The sequence below is a fragment of the Hydrogenophaga sp. genome (assembly GCF_050182545.1).
Taxonomy (GTDB): domain Bacteria; phylum Pseudomonadota; class Gammaproteobacteria; order Burkholderiales; family Burkholderiaceae_C; genus Hydrogenophaga.
Window position 1 is genome coordinate 165,329 of the sequence record NZ_JBFXCD010000008.1, and the last position, 21,751, is coordinate 187,079.

Here is a 21,751-nt window from a genome sequence, read left to right on the forward strand (position 1 = left end):
GTCAGGCCGCCAACGGCTCGAGCTGAGCCTCCAGCCGCGCTACCGCCACGTGCGCATCGCTCGTGCCGCGAAAGCGCTGGATTCGGTAGTTGCGAAACTTGCCCTGCCTGCGCCAGGCGATGCGCTTGAGCCGTTCTCCCTGCTTACCGGCCGCCTTCGGGAACTCCTGGCTCCAGGTCTGGCCGTCCAGCGAGTAGCTGGTCCAGATCACGGGGTTCTTGCCGAACTGAACGCGCCCGGGAAGCACAACCATCTCCAGCTCGAAGATGAGTGCGCCGCGGCTTGCGTTGTAGAGCATGAGCGTGCCGAAATCCCAGCCGATGGTCTCGCCGTAGTGAGTCGAGATGTTGCTGTTCATCACACCGATGCGGCTGCTCGTTGGGTCGCCCGCGATCCACTGGTCGTAGCACCAGCAGAAGTTGCGGGCCTTGTAGGTTCCAGGGCCAACCACGGAGGTCGTGAGGCTGAACCAGACCGGCTCACCGATGGTTGCGCTGGCCGCGGCGTCGTAGACCCACGTCTGGTCCGGCAGGTGCATGAGCATCTGCTGATGCGCCTTGTCGGCGCGCGCCTCGAGCACAACCTCTGAAAGCTGTTGCTCGGTGTAGCCCTTCAGGATGGTCTCGATCTCCGCCGTCGCGATCTTGCCCGCGCTGCCGCTGGCCACCAGGTACACCGATGGCGCCTCGTTGCGTCCAGAGCCCAGGAATGCGATTGTCTCGGCGAACAGGCAGCAGGCCTGTGTGCCGATGACGCCACGCGGCACCTGCGCGCCGTCGATGCGCTGGAATGGGAAGTTCTCGCCGCCCACGTTGTCGAACACCTCGATGGTGTGCCGGTTGAGCACGTAGACCTCGTTCCTGACCTTGAGCAGCGACCACACAGGATCCGGGTCAACCTCGGAACTGCCGTACTTGAGCGGGTTGACCGAGTACCGGTCGTTGAGCTCCGTCACGATCAGGTATTCCCCATCGGTGGTCATGAAGTAGCCGTCCACCCACAGCTGGTCGATGACGGTGCCGATGTCGGGGTCCGTGACGCTCGTGAGCGCGACGCCATCCCAGTAGAACAGCCGACCATCGCAGGCGATCGACAGGCAGTCGAACGAATAGTCCATCGTGACGTGGCCGGTGCCGCCCACCGCGCCGAGCTCAACGACCGTGCCGTCGCGATCTACGCGAACCAGCGATGGTCCCATCACCATGTAGAGCACGCCGTTCCACTTGATGGAGCCACGGCAAGAGCCCGGGCCCGTGCCGAACAGGTCGATGCCGTCGGCAGGGCGCAGGTAGCCATTGGAGATGCCCTGAACCTTGGGAACCGGCACCATGTTGCGCGGGTAACTGGTGCGAAAGTCCGGCGCCTGGTCGGCGTAGATGCCTGACAAGATGGGTATCTGCATGGTCAGCTCAGGAACGCCGGGCGCGCGGTGGTGAGGTTGTTCGTGGTGCCCCAACCATCCGGCAAGCGATTGGTCCGCAGGTTCGTGCCGTACTCGATTTCCGCGCCCGCGCCCGAGTTCATCTTGTTGTTGTAGTACAGGACATCCTTGGCGCCGAAGCCGACGTACTTCGTCTCGCCGGGCGTGTAGTAGAAGCGGTTGTTGATGACCGACACATACTGGTTGAGTTCGACTTCCGAGCCTTCGTCGTCGTTCTCGGGCATCGCCTCGATCAGAAGCTGCGAAGCGATTGCGGAAGACGCCGACCCGACGTCGTTGTCCTCGATCAAGATGTAGCGGCTCAGTGGCTTGTAGGGTGCACCGTTCCACACACCGTAGCGGTCCGCCACGGGCCATGCGTCGATCACCGGGAGGGCCTTCGGGCCATTGTCCCAGCCCGTGATCTTCGCGTAGCTGCTCGTCGCGGCCGTGTTCTCGAGCAAGTTCCCACGAAGGTCCAAGGTGTCGAAGCCACCTCGGAGCACATGCTGCCCTGCATCGCCTGATGTCTTGTCCAGGACGCAGTTGCGGAAGCCCCAGTATTTCCCGAAGTGAATGAAGACGTAGTGGTCAGGCCAAGAGGTGATCCCTGCGCAATTCCAGAAAGCCATGCCCACCGGGAAGGCCATGTTGTCGCGAATGGTTTGGTTCGCGGTGGACACCTGCCACCCCAGGCTTTGTGTTGAGGGGGAGTAGTAGAAGGTTCCGGGGTGGTTGAGCACCGCACAGAACTCTTGCCCGATCAGCGACTCGCCGATGATCCCGACGTTGATGCCGTTGATGGTGCAATTTCGTGTGCGCTGCACCGGCGAGGCCTCCTCATACCGGTCATCGAAGTCGATGCGCGAGACGATGGGCGCTGCACCTTCTCCGAAGGGCTCAACGCGCACGCCCTCCCGACCGGCCAGGCTGAGCGTGCCCTTTGCGGTGTGATTCACGCCGCTCTCCAGGCGCAGAACCATCTTGTCGGTGATGGTCGGCCAGGACCCGCCAGCTCCGACGTTTGTCCCCGCGCCAGGGGCCGTCAGGACCGCCGTGATCGTGATGCTGCCTTGACGACCCTCCCTGTCCACAACGGTCAGCGTGATCGTGTGCGTGCCGGCCTCTTCCAGCATGAAAAAGGTCTTCGGCGGCCCCTCGATCCGGTTCTTGGGCTTCCCTGTCAGCGACCAGTTGCCGGCCGGAGTCGCACCACCCGCATCGAATCGATAGCTCATGTTCGCCCAGGCGCCGGCCTCGTCGTCGGCGTCAGTGGCCACGCTGCGCGAGCCGGTGGCATCAAGCCATACCTGCAGGGGCGTCACACCTGTGATTGTTGGCACCGTACCGTTGTCAGCGGTCACCGACTGCCTGTTGCCGTCCTCGTCCATGTAGGTGGCGACCATCTGCAGCGACAGGCCGGCAGGCACAGGGTTCGGGTAGGTCATGGCGAAGAACCCGAGGGGCGAGATCGCAACCCCGGAGTCCGTACCCTCATAGCGATAGATCGTCATACCGAGACCTTGGGTGCGGAAAGCACAGCGCCGTCGGTGCTGAGCGAGCCGAGTTTCGGGTACAGCGTGACGCTGCGGGTGATCGTGGCAAAAGCCAGCAGGAGCCAAGTTGTTGGCGCACCGGCGCGCGCAATTTCAACGGTCACGTCGTTTGTCGAATTGAACCGGATGCGAATGTGGTCCCCCGCTTCGTAGGTCCGTGGATTGGTAACGATGTCCGTGCCGCCTGGGCTCCAAACCACCCAGCTCCCAGAAAATTCGTAGGCCAGCATGTGGTAGTCGTCCACAATGCCACCGGTGGGAGCGGTGTACCAGCCAACCAACGGATTCGCTGCGCCAGGCTTGTTGCATTGCACTTCGAGACCGCCTGCGACGCCTGCGGCCAGCGTGTAATCAGATCCTGCCGCAACGCCGTTGGCTGCGTCACCGGTGTAGATCCAGCCTGTCGTGCCGTCGCCCGTCTCGCTCATGTCCGTGAGACTGGACATGCGGATGAACGTCTCGCCAGGAGGTGGTCCGCCTCCCGGTGTCACCACCGCCAAAAATGGAATGGATGAGAGCTTCACACGCTCACCGCACCGGCTGCACGCACGCTGGCTTCGGTAGTGCCATTGCTCCGCAGAGCGATGCACAAGATCTCGCCCGCGAGCAGGATCAATGGCAGGGCCTGCCCCAATTCCACCCAGGCGGCAGGATAGACAAGGTCACGATCCGCTGCGCCGGCCACGATCTCCAACTCGAAGCTCCGGCCGGCTGCCATGTTGGATGCGGTGAAGGTAATGTCGCCCGTGGCCGCGATGGTCTGGAGCGTGCCGACCAGCGCTGCAAAGTCCAGGTTCACCGCTCCAGTCGTGCCCAGCGCAGTCCCGATTGGCGTGGTGTTCAGCCGGGTGCGGATGCCGCCGATGGTGGTTTTCTTCAGTTCGTTCGAGGCTTCGCTGTCTTCGACAAACGCGGGATCGGCATCGACCGGGACGGCCTTCGTGTTGGAGACTGGCGTTGCCGACCCCGCGCCCAGCTTGCTGTCGAGCTGGGTCTGAACGTTGGAAGTGACGCTGTTGAGGTACTGCAGTTCGGTGTTGGAGACAGAGCCATCGGCCAGCTTTGCAGCGTCAAGGCCTGCGTCAATGGTCCAGACCGTCCCGCCGCCTGAGACCGTAATGTCGCCCTTATCACCGTCCGATACGCCGCCACCGCCTCCGGGAGGCGCGGCCCAAGTGCCGTCAGCCCTCAGGAAATTGGTGGTTCCGCCGCCAGAGGCGGGAGCCAGGCCGTTCGCGCCGCTGGTGACAACCGCGGTGGATGCCTTCGCATTCAGTTGGGTCTGGATATCGGACGTGACGCCGCCAAGGTACTGGAACTCTGCGTTCGAAACGGTACCGTTTGCCAGCTTTGCAGCGTCAAGGCCTGCGTTGACCTCCCATGTAGCACCGCCACCAGAAACCGTGATGTCGCCTTTGTCGCCATCAGAGACGCCGCCACCCCCGCCGGGAGGTGCAGCCCAAGTTCCATCGGCGCGGAGAAAGTTCGTCGTCCCGCCGCCCGTTGCAGGGGCGAGCCCGGCTGCGCCGCTCGACACAAGCGGCATCGCGTTGATGAGTACATCCCCCAAGGACGCGCGCCGGTCCTGCCCGTTCGCTGTGTCGTAGAAGGGGACCTGCGAAGCGCTGTTGGGCTCACCCTGGTTGAGTCGTTGGATGGACATGGGTCACTCCGGGAGGATGTTGAGATCGCCGTTCGAGCCGACAACCAGAGGGCTGCGGTCGGGCGGTGCCAAGAATGGCCGGCAGGGGATGCTGTGACGGTTGCCTGCGCCTGCTGGCATGCCGCTGCGGAACTGCTGCTGCTGAGGCTGGGCCGCGATCCACAGCAGAGTGGTGTAGCCATCCTTCGCGGCCCGCTTCGTCTCGGTCCGGATGGCCTTGCCGAAGCCCGGGCCCAAGCGAATGGCGAGGTTCAGGTACACCGGCTCGACGGCGTTTTCGGGCAGACCGGAGTCGGTATCCGGGTCCAACGTGTCGAGCATCTGGAAGGCGTAGCCCACGCGCACGCCCTTGGCCTCGAAGGTCGCCATCATGCTTTCGAGCCGGCGCAGCGCAGTGAGCTGTTCTTCGGGCGTGATGTCGAATTCGTAGCCCTGCACCCCGAGTTCGGAGAAGGCCTCGCTGATCAGCTCGCGCTTGGTCCAGGACATGGCGCGCTCACTTCTTCTTCTGCGGCCAGAACTTCAGCTGCACCTTGCGCACAGGGAGCGTCTCGCCGGCACGCTTGCAACGCTTGATGAACTCGCGCTGCTCGAAGTTGGGCGCGCCGACCTTCAGCACGAAGTCTTCGCGGGTGTTGCGCCGGCTGAACTTGAAGCGACGGCACACCGAGACGACCTGCTTGTCGCCGATGTAGAGGGTCGCCTTCTTCACGTCGGGCGCGAGCGCCGCGAAGCACTTGGCGACAGCGGCGGCGGTGTTCATGCGGCGGCCTTCAGGGCGGCGTCGATGGCGGCAGCCAGCTTCGCATCCTTGGTCCGGCCGTCGAAGGTGATGCCGAGTTCGGTCGCCTTCTGCTCCAGCTCCGCGCGCGACGGTGCGTCGGCGGCCTTCAGGGCGGCGTCGTATGCGGCCCTTGCCTCTTCCTGCGTCGCGTGGAAGCCGTCGGCGAACTTGGCCTCGCGATCAGCCTCGTCGTGCGCCAGGATGGTGGTGAAGCCGCCGAGGTCGAGCATCTCGACGCCTGGCATGCGGAAAAGTGCTTGGGGGAATTCCATGATCGATCTCCTGTGATGTGAAAGAGGGGCCGCGCGCGGTGGCGGCCCCTTCCCTGCTCAGACCCGGATCAGGTCTGGTTGGCCAGCACGATGCCGGCCAGCTCGGGCTGCAGCACCGTGGTGGCGTACAGCGAGGTGAAGCGGCAGGTGGTCACACCCTTCAGGTGGTCGAAGGCGTAGGACATGATCAGAGGGATCTTGTTCTTCGACGTGGCGGTCATGATCTGCGCGCCCTGGCCATCGGGGAATGCCAGCTTGCCCGCCATCAGTTCGACCGCGCCTTCCACCCAGAACGGGCTCACGGGCTTCGTCGCCGTGTTCAGGAAGGTGATCGCGGCGCCTGCACCGGCGGCGATGGTCACGTTCTTGTACGGTCCGGTGGCGATGATCGCGGGGGTGATCACCAGGTTTGCCGTGCCGGCGCCGCTGATGACGCGGAAGGTCTGCAGCTGGCCGGTGTCGTCCTTCGTGATGTTGTGCACCGAGTTCACAGCCGTGGCGGCCGAGCCGATGGTGAAGGCGTCGCCGTTCTTGATGTTGGCGATGTTGGCGCCAGCCACCACCAGCGTCATGCGGCGGTTGTCGGTCGGGACATCACCGGTCATTGCCGAAGGCGTGAACGACTGTGCGCCGCTCACCGTGGTGCCCGTCACCGTGCCAACAGCAGGCAGGTTGATCAGGTTGTCCGTGCGGAAGGTGCGGAACGACGCGATGTCCGGCACGCGCGAGCGCTCGTAGGCGTCCAGGTTGGTCTGGCCCAAGTACGCGCGGTTGCCCAGGTCCTTGGCCACGTCCTTGTAGTCGAACGGGCTGAAGAACATCTTGCGGGCCACACCCAGCGGCATGCCCTTGGACAGAAGCACGGCTTCGGCGAGAGCGCCATCGTCCCAGGTCAGCGCCCCCACCTTCTTGATCACGTTCGCACCTTGGAGGGCGACGGCCGAGTAGATGTCGGAGTCGATCTGGGCGGACAGACGCAGACCTGCGGCTTTGCCGGCCTGTTCCTTGTGCGAAGGGTCGCGCATTTCCCGGGCGTCGAGCGTGTACAGGATGTTCTGCGGGCTCTTGTAGGTCGCAGGCACCTGGCGCTGGATCAAGTCGGTGGGCGTGGCAGCGGAGATGTCCAAGCCTGCCACCACGCTCATGTGGTAGTCCTGCGGTCGGTACACCGTGTCACCGGCGCGCTGCATGGCCTGTTGGTCAGGGTAGAAGAACGAGGCTTCCTGCGAGATCACACACGCGGCATCGAAGCCGACGATGAAGTTCTCGAACAGGATTTCGAGATCCTTGGTGAGCGCGTTGGAGCCCAGGGCGAATCGGCCGCCGCGCTCTTTCTCGGTGCCGACCAGGCCTTCATAGACGAAGGCGGCGGCGCGCGAGATGGCGCCCATGAAGTTGAGGCCCACCACGGAGGCGAGGGCCAGTGCGACAAGCTTGATGAAAGGGTTTTTGGTCACGATTGACTCCTGAAAGATGAGTGAACAGATGCGGCAATGCCGCGCTTGCTTTACTCATCCGCTCAGGGCCGGACGGTGGCCACCTCACTGCCCGTCTCGGTGGGCGATCCCGTTGTGCGCCGTGGCGCGATTCTTACTTGGCTGCAGCAGCCTTCTTGTCCTGCTGGCGCCGGTACTCGGCGACCTTGCTGTAGTCGCCGGTGCGGCGCGCGTCTTCGCGCAGCCGCTCGAGCTGATTGTCCACAGCCGTCGCGCCTGCAACACTGGAACTGACCTTGGCGTCGGGTGCGGGAGCCGTCCTGCGGGGGGTGACTTTCAATTGCATCTCCAGTTTGCCCAGGGCAACAGCGAACTTCACCGGGTCTTGAATGGCCGCCAGTTCGCGCGCCTTCGCCGGGTTCTTGCCCAGGGCATAGCGCAGCATGGCGGAGGTCTTTGCATCGTCCGGGCCGCCGAGCACGATGCCCTGCTGGATCATGGAGAACACGCCCTCGAATGCGGCGGTCGCGTCCTCATGGTCGCGCACCTTGAGGCCTTCAGAGGCTTTCGTCACGGCGTCGAGGCGGCTGGTCCACTGCGCGCGCTCGCGGCTCTGGGTCTCGTCGCGCTTGCGCTGCTGCTCGTCTGCCTGGGCCTTGCGGCCATGCCACGACTCCAGTGCCGTGGCGAACTTCTCGCCGTCGTAGTCGAAGTCTTCCAGCTTGGGCTTCTCTCCGACCACGATGGCAGCGCTCTCGCTGGTCGTGCCGCGGGCAGCGCGCTCGGCTTCCAGCTCGCGGATGCGGCGGTCCTTGTCGCGGTTGGACTTGCGCAGGTCGCGCAGCCAGTCGGGCGCGCGGGCCGGGTCTTCCTCTTCCGGTGGAACCTCTTCGCCCAGCGTGACAACCACCTCGGCCTCAGCTTCTTCGGCAGAAGCAGCGGCAGCAGCAGCCTTGGCGGCGTCTGCATCCGGATCTGGGTCACCGCCTGCCCCAGCTTCGCCTCCTTCACCCTCGCCAGCCGGCTGGTCGTCGACATCAGTGCCGGTGCCAGACGCAGCGCCATCATCGCCAGCAGGTGCGCAGTAGAGGCCGTGCAGCTTGAGCAATTGGACGAGGCGAAGATTCATGGTGGTCTCTGGGTAAGTTCAGGTGCGCCGATTGTCTTTGACGTGACCTTCCCGCCCGTGATTTCAGAAGCCGATAGAGGGGCCCGGCGCCTGCTGCTGGCTCTGGAATGCGATGTCCTGCAGGGCCTGCACGCTGGCGATCATCTGGCTGTTTTCCTCGCCCATGGTCTCGGCCATGGTCTTGGCTGTCTGGGCTCGCTTGAGGTCTGCATCGGCGATGGTCTGCACGGTCTTCGCGCGCGCGGCGGCAGCGTTCGCGGTGGCCTCTTCCGCCATTCCAAGCAGGGCAGCGGCTTGCGGGTCGGGCTTGGCGTTGGCCTTCTCTTCCTCCATCTCGGCCTTCTCTTCCTTCGAGGGCTTCACCACGCCACCGCGCACCAGCTTGGCCCGGAAGTAGTCGCGCGCATCGGACAGGCCTTCGCCCTCCATGTTCATGATGGCCAGGCTGTTCAGTACGCCCAGCGTCTCCGGGTCTTGCGTCAGTTGCATCATCCCGGTGAGCGCGCGCACCGTGGCGGCGCGCCGGCTGCTGCTGCTGGGGCCGACCTCGACATCCACGTCGAAGCTGGCCTTCGTCAGGTCGTTCTGCATGAACTGCTGGCCCTCTTCCGGGTTGTACGCGGGCTGGTTGATCAGCACGCTTGAAGGTTTGCCATGCTCGTCTATGACTTTCATGCGGCGACCTTCTTCGACCGCGATGTCCTTCATCATCGACAGCCACACCTCGCCGCTGCGCTTCATCGACTTCGCCAGGTTGGACATGTAGATGAAAACCTGCATGTCCAGGCGGTTCTGGATCAGCTCCACGGCCTTGCCGCTCAGGTTCGGCTGCATCTGCTCGCCGGCCTGCTGGTTGCCCAGCAAGTCCTGCAGCGCCTGCTCGGCTACCTGGGTGAGCGCGGCCATCGCGGGCGGGATGTTCGGGGCCTTGGTGTAGGCGACTGGCGCCTGCGTGCCCGGGACTGCGTTGCCGCTCTCGTCCAGTTGCGCGTTGGCGAGCAAGTAGGGGAACTTCTCGATGTTGTCGCGCGCCCACATCTGGGCATGGCCGGCGATTTGCTCGGGCGAGAAGATGGGCTTCTCAATGTCGAAGCGGGCCGACATCTCCGCCAGCCAGGACAGCAGCATGTTCATGAGCCGCTGAGCGTCCTTCGCCAGCCGCACGTGGCCCATGCAGCGCTCCACGCCATCGACGACCCAGCGCTTGCCGTAGAACGGGATGATCGGGATGCAGCGCCCGGCGATCTGCTGGGGCTTGTGCTCGCCGGTGGCGAAGATGTGCCCGCCGCTCATCGTGTACTTCATGATCTTGCGGCGGCGCACGCGCTTCTGGCGCACCTCACGGAAGCCGGTGGCGAGCAGCTCGGCCAGCATCTCCGGGTCGGCGTCGATCTCGTCCTCGGACACCTGCATGTCGGGCTCGCCGTCCACCAGGCTGCGGAAGAAGCGCACCAGCTCGGTTTCTTCCTCGACGCGGTACAGCTCGCAGACCCACACCAGGTCGGGCGTGCACCAGTCGAACTCCTGCTGATTGATCGAGTGCGGCCAGCTTGCCGGGTCGTCCCCGAATGTCTCGATGTATGTGCGGCGCGGGTACGGCGTCAGCACGTAGCAGCGCTCGGCGTCGGCCTTGTCGTAGCGCTTGGCGCCCAGGTTGAAGAACACCGTGGAGTCGGCATCGAAGATAGGCTCCATGACGACGCGCTGCTGCTCGTTGTCGTCGTCGTCCGGGTCTTCGTAGCAGGCCCGCATGCGCCATGCGCCGAAGCCACCGCCTACACCCTCCTCGAAGCAGTTGTCGTAGGCCTCGTCCGCGGTGCAGGTCTTCTCATCGGCGCGGTACAGTCCATCGCAGGTGTCGGCCAGCTCGTCACTGGAGCCGTCCTTGGGCTGGAAATCGACGGTGATGCGGTTGTTGCGGTACTCGTTGAAGATCCGGATGACCGCCAAGTGCACCTTGTTGAACTCGAAGCGCGGCTTGTTCTCGAACTGCTCGCCGAGCTCACCCTCCCACTGGGCGCCGGTGATCGAATAGAAGCGCCGGTCCTGCAGGCACTGCAAGCGCTCTTCGCGGCTGGCGGCCTGAATCTCGTCGAATTCGAGGAGCGCGTCTGTGTGGATTTCTTCCAGACGCCGTTGCTTGGACATGCGAGCCATTGGTCATCCCCCTTGCGGGAAAGATGAGCTGCTGGCGGCTCGACATACTCAGCGGACCGGGCGGGCCGGTCGTTGCGATGCCGTGGAGTTTACCGACGACGCCAGGCCGACGCTATGGGCAGCGGTTCCGGTGCTGGCGGGTTGGCTGGTGGCTTGGTCATGGCGGGGAACAGTTCGGCCAGCGCCCAGATGTGCGCGTCGGCACGGTTCGGCGACTTCGGCCCCGTGTAGCCGCCGGTGGAGAAGGCGCACAACTCGTCCTCAAGCTTCGGGTACAGCCCGGCGTGGCGCACCTTGCCCTGCTCGTACAGCGCGGAGAATGGCTCCGCGCGCTGGACCTTTCCTCGGCTGGCCGTGACCATCTTGAAGTGCACGCGGGTTTCAGCCTTCGAGGCGGCGGTCTGCACCACGTGCTTGACCATGCCTCCGCCGAAGTTCGTCTCGCCGACGATCACATCCCCCTGGTGCCGCATGTACGCCTCGACCGCCACGCGCCCCCAGGTCGACGGCCCGCCCTTCACGGTCAGGTCTTCCAGCAGGTAGGCCCTACCATCTGTGCCCAGGGCATCGACCGCGATCCCCACCTCGTCGTTGTCGGCGTTGGCCTCGTCGTCGCTGGCGCCGGATGGGTCCACCGCCACCACCACGCGCACGAAGTCGGGCAAGGTCTCGCCGTCGGCAACGCGCCACTGATCGATCATCACCTCATCGAATAGGGCGTTCGGCGTGGCGTCCGAGAACTCGCCATGCACGAACCGGCGCTTCATCCGTGCCGACAGGCCGCCCAGCGTCTTCAGGTACTCCGCGGACAGGTTCTCTTCGTTGTCCTGCGGATTCATCTGGAAGCAGGCGTAGTTCTCAGGGTCGGGCAGCGGCTCCTTGGTCTCGGGGTTCACCTTCTGCTTGAACACCTTGAACGACCAATGCGCTTTGCTCGGCGGGTTGCAGTCGAAGAAGAACCGCAGCTTCAGCGGCACTGGCGCGCGGTCGGGCAGCACCTGCATGACCTTCTGAGCCAGGCGGGTGAGCAGCAACATCACGCCGTTCCAACTGATCTGGCTGGACTCGTTGCAGTAGATCGAGGCGAACTCCATGCCCAGCAGCTTCTCCATGCGGTCGCCCTCGTCCAGGCCGCCGAACCAGATCTCCGAGCCGCCGTCGAACTTGACGTTCCAGTCGCTCTTGCTGAGCACGTAGTGCACGCCGGGGAAGCAGATGCGCATCACCTTGGGGAAGGTATCCGCGATGATCGAGGCCTTCAGGTGGACGAAGCGAAGGCGCACGATCAGGTGGCGCGAGCCCGGCGCCTTCAGGCAGCGCAGCACGATGGTGCGCAGGATGATGAACGTCTTCCCGCTGCGCCCGCCTCCGAACAGCATCAACCAGGTGGCCGCGAGGCTGGCCAAGATGCCGTCGATGGCTTCCTTCTGCTTGGCGGTGGGCGTAAAGCTCAATGCGCCACCTCACTGCCGGTGATCTGGAACTGCACCGGCCCTCCGCCGACGCCACCGTGCTCGTGCTTCTCGGTGAAGAGCTTGAGGTGCTTACCGAGTAGTTCCTTCCCCTTCAGGGCGTCTCCGTACCGCTTGGCGCGCTCGGCCTTGTTCGCGATGCGCTCGATGTCGGCCAGGACCTTCTCGGCGGTCAGATCCAGTTTCGCGGCCAGGCGCTTCCGGCCAGCGGCCACTGCAGCGGCAACCTTCGCATTCCCCAACAGCCGCGATCCCTGCTGCTCGGCGGTCTTTGGGCTGTATCCGGCGCGGACGGCGGCCTGGGTCGCATTCAGATCGACCAGGTATTCCTGCACAAAGCGCTGTTGTTTCGGTGTCAATGGGTTCATTGGTCCTTCCAGTTCCTCGCCCGGGCTTTTCCCTGGGCGTTTTTGGGCAGCTTGGTCAGGTGCCAATGCCCGCACAGGTGGCAACGATAAGGCTCCGTCGCTGCGTTTCCGTGCTTCTTCTGACCCACGATGGCCCAGTCACGCGCCTGGTTGCGGGTCTTGAACATCTTCTTCTGGAAGCAGCCGCGCTTGGCTCGCTCGATGCTGATGTCCCTGCCTAGGCGTTCCATGCCGCGCTTCATGGCTTCACCAATCCGGCAAAGGGGTTGGCGGAAGCGAGGGAGACCATCAGGCCGTTCCTGGCCCTGCTCACGGTTTGGCGTGACACGTTCAACCGCTTCGCCCAGACGGTTCCGGGCTCGTCCGACTGCTGGATGGCGGCTACCTGTTCTGCAGTGAGAGCTGCCCGGTTGCGCCCGAGCCTTCGATTCGCCGCGATCCGAGCTGGGTTGCACTTGAAACGACCCGTCCTGCGGGTGAAACGGCCGACCTTGGCGGTTGTGCCACTGTCCATGTGCTCTGGATTCAGGCAGGTCTCGCAGTTGCATGTGCCGAAAACCCGCCAGCCCTTGGGTATCGGCTTGCCGGTCGCGATTTGCCAGACCGCCCTTCTTCCCCCCTGGACCTCCTTGGGGCTTCCGGGCTTGCTGTGGTTCGGTGCATGCACGCGAGGCCACCGCCCATCACTCAGCGCGCCGCGCCATTCCCAGCAACCTTCTTCTGTGATGAAGCACCGGTCTTTGATGTCGTCCAGGGTCATAGCTGCCCTCCGGTCAAGGCCCAATTCTTGGCCTTCTCACACAGGAATGCCGCCTCGGCGCACGTCATGCGTGACGACCGGATGACCAGTTCGCCGTCTTGGTCGTAGCCGATCACGAGCACGTCGGCCAGGTCGTGGCTCAGCGCAGAGTTCAGCGCCTGCTCGGGCGTGAAGTTCGTTGATGCCGGCAGGGCGATCACATTCATGTTGTTCACGACAGCCTCCCCGCACACTCGAACACCCGGCGGATGGTGATGGCCAGTGCGCCGAGCTCGTCGAGCTTCTTGAGGTGCCACATGCGGCGCTGGCCGTGCAGGCCGTTGAACGATCCCCGGTGGCAGTCACCGCACAGGGCGATGGAGAGCCACCAGCAGCCCTGGTTGATCTCGTGGACTTCGGATGGGGCGGCTTCGCCTCCCCCTTGGTCGCATACGGAGCAGGGTTGCTTTGCCACGTAGCGGATGTATTCCGCCTCGGCGACCGTGGGGGCGGGCTTGTTCTTCGACCTCATTCGAACTCCCGCATGAAGCTCTCAACGCACCGGTATCGGGCTTCGTCGTCGAGGTGGGGCCAGAGGGTTTGCTGGGCGCGGGTCGACCAGAGGAACGCATCCACCTGCCGGTGCAGTTCCCCGAACTCGGCTTCGTCCATGCTCTCGAAGTCCAGGGACTGCGGGATGGCGTTGGGCTGGCCGTCGAGGCCCGGGATCAGGTCGGCATACCCGGCGCCCAAGGTGAGCCAGCGGCGCAGGTCGTCCAGCTTCGTGAATGCCTCGGTGCGGGCCAGCAGGTTGTTGAGCTTCCCGAAGAACAGCCGGTGGTGCGCCGGGCTGCGCGGCATGCGGTAGCTGAAACTCAGCGTCTGGCCCACCGGCAGGTCGGTGACCAGGCGGCGCCACTTCTGGTAGGCGCGCTGGCCCGCCGGGTCAATGCCTTCGAGCTTTCCTTGGTCGTTTTTGATGATCACCAGCTTGCTCACCGGAACACCTCCGCGATGCGCTCGCGCAGCGTTTCCTTGCGCGGTGCCGGGGCCCAGGGCTTCACCGGCGGCATGGGCCAGTCGCGGCTGGCCAGGTCTTCGTCCACCTCTTTGGGCTGGGGCACGTCAGACGGCTGCAAGTCGAAGTCGGCGGGGTTCATGCCGGCACCGCCTTCCTGCTCGCCTGGGCCGTCAGCGCAACGCCCAGCGCCGGCCATGCGTGGCTGCTGACGCCGTACAGCGGCCCTGGCTGGCCTTTCGTGCCGATCTGCGCGCACTTGCCGCCGCCGGTTGCCGGAAACAGGTCGATGATGGCCTGCCGCACGTTCGGGTCCTTGGCGCGCGGCGTGCCGCACAGGTGCATCTTCACGTCCTTGCGGTACACCAACTCGACCGCCTCCGGGTCTTTCCAGACCTGCATGAAGCGGCCGATCCAAACGCAGGTCTCGAACACCTCCCTGCCCACCGGCATGCCGTAGCTGGCAATCATCTCGATTGCGAGGTGGTGCGCGTAGAACGACCAGTCACCTTGCAGGCGCTCCAGCGCCTCGGCGTTCGGCACAACACCGCTGTGCATCACAACGCCGCCGCCGAAGATCACCCACCCGGTTTCGGTGGGGCCAGGGTCAAGGGCAAGGGTGTTCACAGGTCACCGCCTTTCGTGCGCACCATCGAGGTGGGCTTGTCGCCTGACCAGTCGAAGAAGCGCATCGTGGCGCCGGCGAAGTGCGCGTCGATCAAGCCGCAGGTGCCGCTGCGGTTCTTGCCCACGATCAGCTCGGCGTAGTGCTTCCACTCCTCGCCCAGGTCCGGCTTCACGTGAAACGGTCGGTGCACGAACACGATCACGTCGGCGTCCTGCTCGATGTCGCCGCACTCGCGCAGGTCGGCCAGGATGGGTCGCATGCCGGGGCGCTTCTCCACCTCCCGGTTGAGCTGGGCCAGCAGCAGGATGGACATGTCCAGCTCCTTGGCCAGCGCCTTGAGCCCCCTGCTCACCTCGCCGAGCTGCGTGGCACGGTTCGCCTTCTTGTCCGTGCCCTCCATCAGGCCGATGTAGTCCACCACCAGCAGGCGCAGGCCGTGGCGCCGCTTGAGCGCGCGGGCCTTGGCGCGCACCTGGTTGATGGTCAGCGCGGTCTGGTCGCTCACGTACAGCGGCACCCGCGTCAATGTCTCCACCCCGGCGGCCATTTGCGACCACTCGATGTCGTTCATCCGCTCCGGCCGCAGGATCTTGTGGAACGGCACGCCCGAGCGCATCGACACGCGGCGGTTCTGCACCTCGGCTTTCGGCATCTCCATGGACAGCACGCCCACCGGCAGGCCCTCGTTCGTCGCCACATGCTCGGCGATCGTCAGCGCCAGCGCGGTCTTGCCCATGGACGGGCGCGCGGCGATCACCACCACATTGCCGGGCCGCACGCCACCGTTGAGCTTGTCGTCGAGGTCCTTCAAGCCCGTGGGCGTGAAGTCGTCGTCGCCGTCGTGGCGCGCCTGGATGTCGTCGAGCACCTGCGTCACGCCCGCCTCACTGTCCTGCCAGTCGTCGCGCGGCGCGCCCTGGTCTCCGATGGCGAAGATGGCCTGCTGCGCCTGGTCCAGCATCTCCGCCACCGACACGTCGCCCGGGTTGAATGCCCGCGTGGCGATCTCGTCGCTGGCCGCCACCAGCCGGCGCAGGATGGCCTTCTCCCGCACGATCTCGGCGAAGCGGCGGATGTTGGCCGCGCTGGGCACGTACTGAGCGAGCTGGTTCAGGTACAGCAGGCCGCCAACCTCGCCAGCCTTCCCGTGGCGCTGCAGGTGTTCGAACACGGTCACCACGTCGGCCTGCTTGCTGGCATTGACCAGCGAGGCAATCGCCGAGTAGGTCAGGCGGTGCTCGTGGCGGTAGAAATCCTCCACAGTCAGCACGTCGCCAACACGGTCCCAGGCGCTGTTGTCCAGCAGGAGCGCGCCCAGCACCGAGCTTTCCGACTCCACGCTGTGCGGCGGCACGCGGAGCTGCACGCCTTCGTAGAGGGCCTCGCCGATAGGTTCGAAGGGTTCGTTCATGTTCATTCGCACAGTCCATGCGCGCGCTCGCACGCTTGAGGTTCTTCGGTGATGCGGATCCAGTCCATGAGCTGGCCGCCGCGCTTCGTCTTCGACCACTCCACCATCTTGTGAATGCCTCGTTTGTCGAGGTGGGCGTCGCGGTCAGGGTCCGGAAAGAAGCTGGAAGCGCCGTGCTTCGACGCCAGGCCGACCAGGCGTTCCCATTCGGCGATGCGCGCGATGACTTCTGGGAAGCGCTTGCTGATGGCCAGCAGCTCGTCCTTGCTGCTGTTGATGCACGGCATGCAGCCGACGCGGGTCATGCCCTGGGTGTAGAGCGGGTTCGGCGGCAGGCCGACCAGGCGGTGCGCCTGGAACACGTCGTGCACGTTCCAGCGCAGGATCGGGCGGTGATTGAAGATGCCGCCTCCCATGACATCGAATGAGCGCACGCACGCGCCCGTGCCCTGGTGCTTGACTCGGCGTGCATCGCTCTCGTCGAGGCGAACGCCCTGCCAAGACCAGACCGCCTCGGCCTCGCCACGCTCAATGAAGCCCAGCTGGTGCTCCACCAACGGCAGCGTTTTCAGGTGCTGCGTGCAGAACTGCGCGCGGCGCGATGGGAACCTGCCTTTCCAGATGCACAAGTCCAGGAACGGGTTTCCCGTGGGCACCAAGATGGCGGCCGCGCGCTCCACCACCCATGTCGGCACGCCCTTGGCGGCCCAGTGAGTCAGGACGTATTCGCGCTTGCCGGCAATCTCCCGGTCAAAGTTGGCGCGGATCAAGGCGATCTCGATGCCCAGCACCCGTTGCATGGTGAGCCGGTATTCCATCGTCAGCTCGTGCTCGTTGCCGGTGTCGGCCATGACGAAGCGCAGGCTCTCGCGCGGCTGGGTTTCCAACGCCACGATGGCTGTGGCGGCGCTGTCCTTTCCACCGGACACAGAGACACAGTGAATGATGTTCACGGGGTGTCTCCAGGGTTGGTTTTCTCGATGACGTGCTTCATGCCGCGCTCGGTCAGCAGGAAGTCCAGGTCGCACTGCCAGTTCGCGTGCTCACCGGCGCGCGGCGTGCGGCCCATCAGGAAGTCGTTGAGGCTGGCGCGCTCGAAGTACTCGCGAAACCACGCCAGCGCCTGCTCGGCGGTTTCAGCCCGGCGTGTGCCGTCGCCGCGCTTGCTGGTCAGGCACCAGTCCCAGGTCTTGCGCAGTGCCTTCGTGCGGCCAGAGGTCTGCAGCCGGACCTTCGGCAAGCCAGGCAGCAGCAGGTGGTACAGGTCGATCAGGTCCTGCGTCGGGCAGGTCGGCAGCTTGGCTGGCGACGAAGCCGAAGGCTTTTTCTCCTGCTCCTGTTCTTGCTCCTGCTCCTGTTCTTGGCTTCGATGGGGCTTCGAAGGGGCTTGCAATGCCCCTTGTCCGAACAGGTCACCAACTTCCTGCTTTTCCACCTCGATCGAGCGGCGCCGGGTGAGGTGGAAGGCCTGGCTGTAGCGATCGAAGAAGTCGCCCAGGAACGGATTGGCGGGCAGAGATTCGTAGTCTTTCTGCAGGCCCTTGCAGCGCTTGTCCCCCTCTGAAAGAGAGTCGGCAACCTGCCAGCGGGCCATCTCGTGCACGAACACCATTTCGCTGTCGGCGTCGTAAGAGCAGAAGCCGCATGCGGTGCATCCTTGAAGCCCCTTCGAAGCCCCTTCGATGCCCAACCCGGTTTCATGGGCCATGTACAGCACCGGCTGGTAGTACAAGCCCAGCATGTTCGAGTGGGGGGAGCTGACCAGATACAGGGCAACGATGACCGCTTCGGGGCCAGCCCTGCGAAGGGCCTTCCCGGTTTCGCCTGTCCAGAAGGTGGGCGCCAGCTTGGCGTAGTCACGCATCAGGTGGCACCCTTCCCATCTCCAGCGCTTCCTCGCTCTGAAACCAGATGGCCGAGTCAATGCGCGCGCTCAGGCGAGCCTGGTGCTCAGGTGTGCGGCTTCGGATGGCGGTGTACATGCGGCCCTGCCACTCGCATGCCTCCTTGCGGTCACCGGCCTTGAATGCAGCGGCCATGCGCTCGCCGCAGTCCTTGATGTGCTGCTCCAGGCGCAGCTCGGATTCGAGAAGGTCGCTCATCAGATGGCCGCCTTCCTCGCCTTGAGGCGCTTGTCGGTGTCGGAGAGCTTTCCCAGGGTGATGGCCTTGGGCGCCTTGTTCAGCTCGGCCTGGGCCCGTTTGGACAGCCCTGCGACCGTGGCCACCGTGGAGGAACTGAGCGCCCCACCAAGGGAGCCGGCCTTGGCCTGCTTGCTGGTGAGGTTGCAGAAGATGCTGGGGCCGCGCGCCATGCGGGCGGCAAGGTCAAAGCCGTTGCCGCGGCTGATCGGGATCGTGGTGCCGGGCCAGTAGATGTCGGTCATGCTGGGCTCCCGATCACGCGGCGCAGCGCGGCAACTTCCTCGCGCAGCAGGCGGTTCTCTCGCTCCACGTCCGATTCACGCCGGCGCAGGCTGTGCAGGTCATAGCCGCGGCGGTGGAGCATCCAGAGCACTGGCGCGTCGTTGCCGCACCTGTCCATCAGCAGCTCGAACTTGGGCCACTGCACGCCTTCGGTGCCGGACTGCCAGCGCGAGAACTGGGCCTTGTCCACACCCAGCTCCTGCTGCAGGGATTTGTCCAGGGAGTAGCCACCCAGCTCGGCACAGAGCTCAATGGCACCGCCCAGGGTCTGCTTGCGCATCACTTCTTCTGGGCGGATTTCGTTCGGGAGTGAAAGTTGGTTCATGCAGTCGCGCAACCTTGTTGAGAACTGTTGAGGACCTTGGGGTGGCCCAAAAAAAGAGACTGGCGGCCATGACGACCACCAGCCTCTCGTTGTGTTCAAGCCCCCTGCCCTGTGGGCTCGGGTGTGATGCCGCTGGGTGCGGGTTCTGCAACCACCTGCCGGCCGAGGAACAGGTCTGGGCGCTGGACCTTCACGGCCGCAGGGATGCCGCGCGTGGTCCAGTTCTGGACGCGCTGGACACCGCCAGCGGCCTTGTCGTAGCCGAGGATTTCGGCCAGCTTTGCGGGGCCGCCGAGGTCCTTGATCAGGCCGGCGTCGGGGTGGGTGTTGTCGGGTTGGTCCATGAGGGACGATTAAACAACGCGTTTAAACAAAAGTCAAACATGCCGTTTAACAACGCGTTGTTTAGTCCCCGGACAATTTCCCCCATGACAGAACCCGGTATGCACCCCGCCACTGCCCGCCTGTACCGGGCGGCCAAAGACCTCAAAGGGGTGACAGGACAGTCAGCTCTGGCGCGACTGCTCAACGTTTCGCCGCAGGTCGTGAAGAACTGGGAGAGCCGTGGCATCTCGAAGCCCGGCGCCCTGATGGTTGAGGACCAGCTCGGCGTGAGCGCCATCTGGATCCTGAATGGGAACGGAGACATGCTGGCGCCCAACCCGGACAGCCCGTCGCACAAAGCCGCCGATGCGCCATGGTCTGCGCAGGAGCGTCAAGCCGACTACAACGTGGAAGCGGTTGAGCGAAAGCGCCGTGTGCCGCTCATCTCGTGGGTGAAGGCGGGTTCCTGGGGCGCGATCGAGGACCAGTTCCACCCCGGTGAGGCAGACGAGTGGGCCGATGCATATGACACCCGCCCGGGCGACAACTCGTTCGCCCTGCGCGTGACTGGTGACAGCATGACCAACCCGATCCCGGGAGATCGCAGTTTCCCTGAGGGCACCGTCATCATCGTGGACCCCGGCCGCTCGGCCGACGCGGGCGATTTCGTGATCGCCAAGGACGTCGCCACCCAGCAGGCGACCTTCAAGCGCCTGGTGTCAGACGGGGGGCGGTGGTATTTGAAGCCGCTCAACCCCACCTATCCCACGGTGGAGATCGACGATCCCAACGTGCGAGTAATCGGCAAAGTTGTTGAATATCAAACGAGGGGAAAGCTGTGAAGGAATTTTTCAGAGGTGCCGCAAAGATTGCGGTCGCACTCGTCGTAGCAGTAGTGGCTTTGGCGCTGCTGGGCGCAATTGCGAATTACAGCTTTGAGGCCTACAAGAAGCGGCAAGCTGAGCCTTTTGAAGTCACAAAGGTTTGGACCAAGGATCTCTCGCAGCACCTTGGGATGAATATGATGGCCAGAACCAAGCTCGTAGACGACAGCATGTACCTCTTCGCCAACTTTGTTGGAGCGCCAACTTTTTTAACCGACCCGCGCTTGGCAGCACGCAATCGGGATGGTGCTATTACGGTCAGCTTCGCAGACGCAGATGGGTTTAAGTTGCATGAGGAGCGAATCCCACTATCTGCTTTTACCGCAATTTTGAATGACAAGGGTGAAAAGGCTGGATTGGAATATCAAAGCTCACAGTTCTTCGGAATGGAAAAATATGCCCGAATTGCCGAAGTTGATGTTTCATGGACCATAGAAACAGCGCCAATTGCAGCAATAGCTCCAAAGGAGAAACCTGATCTACCAGACCACTGCGCCCCGAACATTTCTCGCTCGGAGCGCATGAAGCGGCTTGGCGCCCACGGCCAAATTCGTGAAGCGGGAAAGGATCACTATGAGGTTGGCGCCCGCAGCTTGGTCTTTTTCTACGACGGCTCACTGCTCACCTGTCGATAACCCCGATGAGCCACCATGAGCTCCCTTCTTCTGTGCCTGGTGGTCGCGATTGCTGACGGCGACACTCTCACCGCTCGCTGTGGTGAGCCTGGAGCCTATCAGCAGGTCAAGGTGCGCCTGGCCGAGATCGACGCGCCAGAGAAGGCACAGCCCTTCGGCAACCGCAGCCGCCAGCACCTGGCCAGCCTGTGCTTCCAGCAAACGGCCACCATCAGGCCCGCCACGACTGACCGATACGGCCGCACCGTGGCGCGCGTTGAATGCCAGGGCAAGGACGCCAACCTGCAGCAGGTGCGCGCCGGCATGGCCTGGGCCTACACCCGCTATCTGACGGATCCAGCCATCGCAAGTGCACAGGACACGGCGCGCGGCGAGGGCGCGGGCCTTTGGGGCGGCCCCTCTCCTATCCCGCCATGGGACTGGCGACGAAAGCCCACACCCTGACCAGCCCGCCGAGAGCGGGCTTTTTCACGCCTGTCCATTCGCAGTGTTGAAAATTTCTTAAACGTCATGTTGACTTCTGTTTAAACGTCGTGTTTAATTCTCTCCATCGGCTCCACACCGGGGCCATCAACGGAGAGAGCAGATGCAGATCGACACCCAGCGCCTGGAGCGCATCCAGCAGTTCCCGCTCAGGTCGGGTTCTCACGTCCCGAACGAAGACATCAATGCCTGCGTCATGGAGGCCGTGGCCTACGTGGCTGGTGAAGAGTGGAGCGATGCGCCGCAGTGTGCATGCCCGGTCATCACGGCGTTCATGGTTTCGTGGAATGACGGCCTTCCCACCGACGCCGACCGCGACCGCCTGCTCAAACCGCTGATTCCGCTGATCGTCGGCACGCGCTCCACGCCCGACGTGGAAATGCGCCGCTCGACGATGGCGGCTGATTGGCTGATCCGCACCTATACGCCAGCATGGCTGCGCCTCGCGAAGTTGGACAAGCAGGCCGCGCTGCTCGAAACCCTGCCAGAGATCACCGACTTCCTGCAATGCCCATCGTTGATGCCGGCGCTTGAAGCCGTGCGCACCGATGCGGCCGCTGCCGGGGACGCTGCCGGGGTCGCTGCCTGGGACGCTGCCTGGTCCGCTGCCGTGGACGCTTC

The 21,751-nt window shown here is 64.2% G+C and carries 30 protein-coding genes; 4 read left to right on the plus strand and 26 right to left on the minus strand.

What is annotated here, in order from left to right:
• Position 1: 1 nt before the first annotated feature.
• The 26 genes from AB7P10_RS11020 to AB7P10_RS11145 all read right to left on the minus strand — a co-directional run bounded on the left by AB7P10_RS11020 (position 2) and on the right by AB7P10_RS11145 (position 19,148).
• Entirely contained in the window at positions 2–1,402 is a 1,401-nt protein-coding gene (locus AB7P10_RS11020; RefSeq protein ID WP_428293893.1) for a packaged DNA stabilization protein, read from the minus strand.
• Positions 1,403–1,404: 2 nt separating this feature from the next.
• Entirely contained in the window at positions 1,405–2,934 is a 1,530-nt protein-coding gene (locus AB7P10_RS11025) for a hypothetical protein (RefSeq protein ID WP_428293894.1), read from the minus strand.
• Positions 2,931–3,422, minus strand: a complete 492-nt coding sequence (locus AB7P10_RS11030) for a hypothetical protein (RefSeq protein ID WP_428293895.1) — start codon at positions 3,420–3,422, stop codon at positions 2,931–2,933. The genes AB7P10_RS11025 and AB7P10_RS11030 overlap by 4 nt, the downstream gene beginning before the upstream one ends.
• A 74-nt stretch (positions 3,423–3,496) precedes the next feature.
• Positions 3,497–4,639 carry a hypothetical protein gene (locus tag AB7P10_RS11035; RefSeq protein WP_428293896.1) on the minus strand — a complete coding sequence of 381 codons (1,143 nt, stop codon included), beginning with the start codon at positions 4,637–4,639 and terminating at the stop codon, positions 3,497–3,499.
• 3 nt (positions 4,640–4,642) lie between these two features.
• Positions 4,643–5,128, minus strand: a complete 486-nt coding sequence (locus tag AB7P10_RS11040) for a packaged DNA stabilization gp4 family protein (RefSeq protein WP_428293897.1) — start codon at positions 5,126–5,128, stop codon at positions 4,643–4,645.
• A gap of 7 nt (positions 5,129–5,135) precedes the next feature.
• Entirely contained in the window at positions 5,136–5,402 is a 267-nt protein-coding gene (locus AB7P10_RS11045) for a hypothetical protein (protein WP_428293898.1), read from the minus strand.
• Positions 5,399–5,695, minus strand: a complete 297-nt coding sequence (locus AB7P10_RS11050; protein WP_428293899.1) for a hypothetical protein — start codon at positions 5,693–5,695, stop codon at positions 5,399–5,401. The genes AB7P10_RS11045 and AB7P10_RS11050 overlap by 4 nt, the downstream gene beginning before the upstream one ends.
• Positions 5,696–5,763: 68 nt before the next feature.
• Positions 5,764–7,152, minus strand: a complete 1,389-nt coding sequence (locus AB7P10_RS11055) for a P22 phage major capsid protein family protein (RefSeq protein ID WP_428293900.1) — start codon at positions 7,150–7,152, stop codon at positions 5,764–5,766.
• A 133-nt stretch (positions 7,153–7,285) separates the two neighbouring features.
• Positions 7,286–8,260, minus strand: a complete 975-nt coding sequence (locus AB7P10_RS11060) for a hypothetical protein (RefSeq protein WP_428293901.1) — start codon at positions 8,258–8,260, stop codon at positions 7,286–7,288.
• A 63-nt stretch (positions 8,261–8,323) separates the two neighbouring features.
• The gene (locus tag AB7P10_RS11065) at positions 8,324–10,408 is read right to left on the minus strand and encodes a portal protein (protein WP_428293902.1); all 2,085 of its coding nucleotides are present in this window, start codon (positions 10,406–10,408) and stop codon (positions 8,324–8,326) included.
• A 98-nt stretch (positions 10,409–10,506) separates the two neighbouring features.
• Positions 10,507–11,871, minus strand: a complete 1,365-nt coding sequence (locus AB7P10_RS11070; RefSeq protein ID WP_428293903.1) for a phage terminase large subunit — start codon at positions 11,869–11,871, stop codon at positions 10,507–10,509.
• A complete protein-coding gene (locus tag AB7P10_RS11075; RefSeq protein WP_428293904.1) occupies positions 11,868–12,257 on the minus strand; it encodes a terminase small subunit in 390 nt (129 codons plus the stop codon). Before AB7P10_RS11075 ends, AB7P10_RS11070 begins: the two co-directional genes overlap by 4 nt.
• On the minus strand, positions 12,254–12,499 hold the full coding sequence (locus tag AB7P10_RS11080; RefSeq protein WP_428293905.1) for a hypothetical protein: 246 nt from the start codon (positions 12,497–12,499) through the stop codon (positions 12,254–12,256). The genes AB7P10_RS11075 and AB7P10_RS11080 overlap by 4 nt, the downstream gene beginning before the upstream one ends.
• On the minus strand, positions 12,496–13,017 hold the full coding sequence (locus AB7P10_RS11085; RefSeq protein WP_428293906.1) for a hypothetical protein: 522 nt from the start codon (positions 13,015–13,017) through the stop codon (positions 12,496–12,498). Before AB7P10_RS11085 ends, AB7P10_RS11080 begins: the two co-directional genes overlap by 4 nt.
• On the minus strand, positions 13,014–13,232 hold the full coding sequence (locus tag AB7P10_RS11090) for a hypothetical protein (protein WP_428293907.1): 219 nt from the start codon (positions 13,230–13,232) through the stop codon (positions 13,014–13,016). Before AB7P10_RS11090 ends, AB7P10_RS11085 begins: the two co-directional genes overlap by 4 nt.
• On the minus strand, positions 13,229–13,528 hold the full coding sequence (locus tag AB7P10_RS11095; RefSeq protein ID WP_428293908.1) for a hypothetical protein: 300 nt from the start codon (positions 13,526–13,528) through the stop codon (positions 13,229–13,231). The genes AB7P10_RS11090 and AB7P10_RS11095 overlap by 4 nt, the downstream gene beginning before the upstream one ends.
• Positions 13,525–13,995, minus strand: a complete 471-nt coding sequence (locus AB7P10_RS11100; RefSeq protein ID WP_428293909.1) for a DUF1367 family protein — start codon at positions 13,993–13,995, stop codon at positions 13,525–13,527. The genes AB7P10_RS11095 and AB7P10_RS11100 overlap by 4 nt, the downstream gene beginning before the upstream one ends.
• Positions 13,992–14,156, minus strand: coding sequence for a hypothetical protein (locus AB7P10_RS11105; protein WP_428293910.1), 165 nt, complete (start codon positions 14,154–14,156; stop codon positions 13,992–13,994). Before AB7P10_RS11105 ends, AB7P10_RS11100 begins: the two co-directional genes overlap by 4 nt.
• Complete coding sequence (locus tag AB7P10_RS11110; RefSeq protein WP_428293911.1) at positions 14,153–14,641, minus strand: hypothetical protein; 489 nt, start codon at positions 14,639–14,641, stop codon at positions 14,153–14,155. The genes AB7P10_RS11105 and AB7P10_RS11110 overlap by 4 nt, the downstream gene beginning before the upstream one ends.
• Entirely contained in the window at positions 14,638–16,053 is a 1,416-nt protein-coding gene (gene dnaB / locus AB7P10_RS11115) for a replicative DNA helicase (protein WP_428293912.1), read from the minus strand. The genes AB7P10_RS11110 and dnaB overlap by 4 nt, the downstream gene beginning before the upstream one ends.
• Before the next feature lie 2 nt (positions 16,054–16,055).
• Entirely contained in the window at positions 16,056–17,006 is a 951-nt protein-coding gene (locus AB7P10_RS11120) for a phosphoadenosine phosphosulfate reductase family protein (RefSeq protein WP_428293913.1), read from the minus strand.
• Entirely contained in the window at positions 17,003–17,917 is a 915-nt protein-coding gene (locus AB7P10_RS11125) for a hypothetical protein (RefSeq protein WP_428293914.1), read from the minus strand. The genes AB7P10_RS11120 and AB7P10_RS11125 overlap by 4 nt, the downstream gene beginning before the upstream one ends.
• Positions 17,910–18,155, minus strand: coding sequence for a hypothetical protein (locus AB7P10_RS11130; RefSeq protein ID WP_428293915.1), 246 nt, complete (start codon positions 18,153–18,155; stop codon positions 17,910–17,912). The genes AB7P10_RS11125 and AB7P10_RS11130 overlap by 8 nt, the downstream gene beginning before the upstream one ends.
• On the minus strand, positions 18,155–18,439 hold the full coding sequence (locus tag AB7P10_RS11135; protein WP_428293916.1) for a hypothetical protein: 285 nt from the start codon (positions 18,437–18,439) through the stop codon (positions 18,155–18,157). The genes AB7P10_RS11130 and AB7P10_RS11135 overlap by 1 nt, the downstream gene beginning before the upstream one ends.
• Entirely contained in the window at positions 18,436–18,759 is a 324-nt protein-coding gene (locus AB7P10_RS11140) for a hypothetical protein (protein WP_428293917.1), read from the minus strand. The genes AB7P10_RS11135 and AB7P10_RS11140 overlap by 4 nt, the downstream gene beginning before the upstream one ends.
• 140 nt (positions 18,760–18,899) lie before the next feature.
• Positions 18,900–19,148, minus strand: a complete 249-nt coding sequence (locus tag AB7P10_RS11145) for a hypothetical protein (RefSeq protein WP_428293918.1) — start codon at positions 19,146–19,148, stop codon at positions 18,900–18,902.
• A gap of 84 nt (positions 19,149–19,232) precedes the next feature.
• Here AB7P10_RS11145 and AB7P10_RS11150 point away from each other — a divergent pair, with 84 nt between their 5' ends.
• From AB7P10_RS11150 to AB7P10_RS11165, 4 genes are all read left to right on the plus strand, one after another.
• Entirely contained in the window at positions 19,233–19,970 is a 738-nt protein-coding gene (locus tag AB7P10_RS11150; RefSeq protein WP_428293919.1) for a helix-turn-helix domain-containing protein, read from the plus strand.
• Complete coding sequence (locus tag AB7P10_RS11155) at positions 19,967–20,647, plus strand: hypothetical protein (protein WP_428293920.1); 681 nt, start codon at positions 19,967–19,969, stop codon at positions 20,645–20,647. Before AB7P10_RS11150 ends, AB7P10_RS11155 begins: the two co-directional genes overlap by 4 nt.
• A gap of 15 nt (positions 20,648–20,662) precedes the next feature.
• The gene (locus AB7P10_RS11160; RefSeq protein ID WP_428293921.1) at positions 20,663–21,091 is read left to right on the plus strand and encodes a thermonuclease family protein; all 429 of its coding nucleotides are present in this window, start codon (positions 20,663–20,665) and stop codon (positions 21,089–21,091) included.
• Positions 21,092–21,233: 142 nt separating this feature from the next.
• Positions 21,234–21,751: hypothetical protein (locus AB7P10_RS11165; RefSeq protein ID WP_428293922.1), on the plus strand; the 518-nt coding region annotated here is incomplete at its 3' end.

What these genes read in the sequence shown, in the direction of transcription:
- AB7P10_RS11020 (WP_428293893.1), bottom strand. Translation starts at nt 1,402, where the DNA reads ATGCAGATACCCATCTTGTCAGGCATCTACGCCGACCAGGCGCCGGAC.
- AB7P10_RS11025 (WP_428293894.1), bottom strand. Translation starts at nt 2,934, where the DNA reads ATGACGATCTATCGCTATGAGGGTACGGACTCCGGGGTTGCGATCTCG.
- AB7P10_RS11030 (WP_428293895.1), bottom strand. Translation starts at nt 3,422, where the DNA reads ATGTCCAGTCTCACGGACATGAGCGAGACGGGCGACGGCACGACAGGC.
- AB7P10_RS11035 (WP_428293896.1), bottom strand. Translation starts at nt 4,639, where the DNA reads ATGTCCATCCAACGACTCAACCAGGGTGAGCCCAACAGCGCTTCGCAG.
- AB7P10_RS11040 (WP_428293897.1), bottom strand. Translation starts at nt 5,128, where the DNA reads ATGTCCTGGACCAAGCGCGAGCTGATCAGCGAGGCCTTCTCCGAACTC.
- AB7P10_RS11045 (WP_428293898.1), bottom strand. Translation starts at nt 5,402, where the DNA reads ATGAACACCGCCGCCGCTGTCGCCAAGTGCTTCGCGGCGCTCGCGCCC.
- AB7P10_RS11050 (WP_428293899.1), bottom strand. Translation starts at nt 5,695, where the DNA reads ATGGAATTCCCCCAAGCACTTTTCCGCATGCCAGGCGTCGAGATGCTC.
- AB7P10_RS11060 (WP_428293901.1), bottom strand. Translation starts at nt 8,260, where the DNA reads ATGAATCTTCGCCTCGTCCAATTGCTCAAGCTGCACGGCCTCTACTGC.
- AB7P10_RS11065 (WP_428293902.1), bottom strand. Translation starts at nt 10,408, where the DNA reads ATGTCCAAGCAACGGCGTCTGGAAGAAATCCACACAGACGCGCTCCTC.
- AB7P10_RS11075 (WP_428293904.1), bottom strand. Translation starts at nt 12,257, where the DNA reads ATGAACCCATTGACACCGAAACAACAGCGCTTTGTGCAGGAATACCTG.
- AB7P10_RS11080 (WP_428293905.1), bottom strand. Translation starts at nt 12,499, where the DNA reads ATGAAGCGCGGCATGGAACGCCTAGGCAGGGACATCAGCATCGAGCGA.
- AB7P10_RS11085 (WP_428293906.1), bottom strand. Translation starts at nt 13,017, where the DNA reads ATGACCCTGGACGACATCAAAGACCGGTGCTTCATCACAGAAGAAGGT.
- AB7P10_RS11095 (WP_428293908.1), bottom strand. Translation starts at nt 13,528, where the DNA reads ATGAGGTCGAAGAACAAGCCCGCCCCCACGGTCGCCGAGGCGGAATAC.
- AB7P10_RS11105 (WP_428293910.1), bottom strand. Translation starts at nt 14,156, where the DNA reads ATGAACCCCGCCGACTTCGACTTGCAGCCGTCTGACGTGCCCCAGCCC.
- dnaB (WP_428293912.1), bottom strand. Translation starts at nt 16,053, where the DNA reads ATGAACGAACCCTTCGAACCTATCGGCGAGGCCCTCTACGAAGGCGTG.
- AB7P10_RS11125 (WP_428293914.1), bottom strand. Translation starts at nt 17,917, where the DNA reads ATGCGTGACTACGCCAAGCTGGCGCCCACCTTCTGGACAGGCGAAACC.
- AB7P10_RS11130 (WP_428293915.1), bottom strand. Translation starts at nt 18,155, where the DNA reads ATGAGCGACCTTCTCGAATCCGAGCTGCGCCTGGAGCAGCACATCAAG.
- AB7P10_RS11135 (WP_428293916.1), bottom strand. Translation starts at nt 18,439, where the DNA reads ATGACCGACATCTACTGGCCCGGCACCACGATCCCGATCAGCCGCGGC.
- AB7P10_RS11140 (WP_428293917.1), bottom strand. Translation starts at nt 18,759, where the DNA reads ATGCGCAAGCAGACCCTGGGCGGTGCCATTGAGCTCTGTGCCGAGCTG.
- AB7P10_RS11145 (WP_428293918.1), bottom strand. Translation starts at nt 19,148, where the DNA reads ATGGACCAACCCGACAACACCCACCCCGACGCCGGCCTGATCAAGGAC.
- AB7P10_RS11150 (WP_428293919.1), top strand. Translation starts at nt 19,233, where the DNA reads ATGACAGAACCCGGTATGCACCCCGCCACTGCCCGCCTGTACCGGGCG.
- AB7P10_RS11160 (WP_428293921.1), top strand. Translation starts at nt 20,663, where the DNA reads ATGAGCTCCCTTCTTCTGTGCCTGGTGGTCGCGATTGCTGACGGCGAC.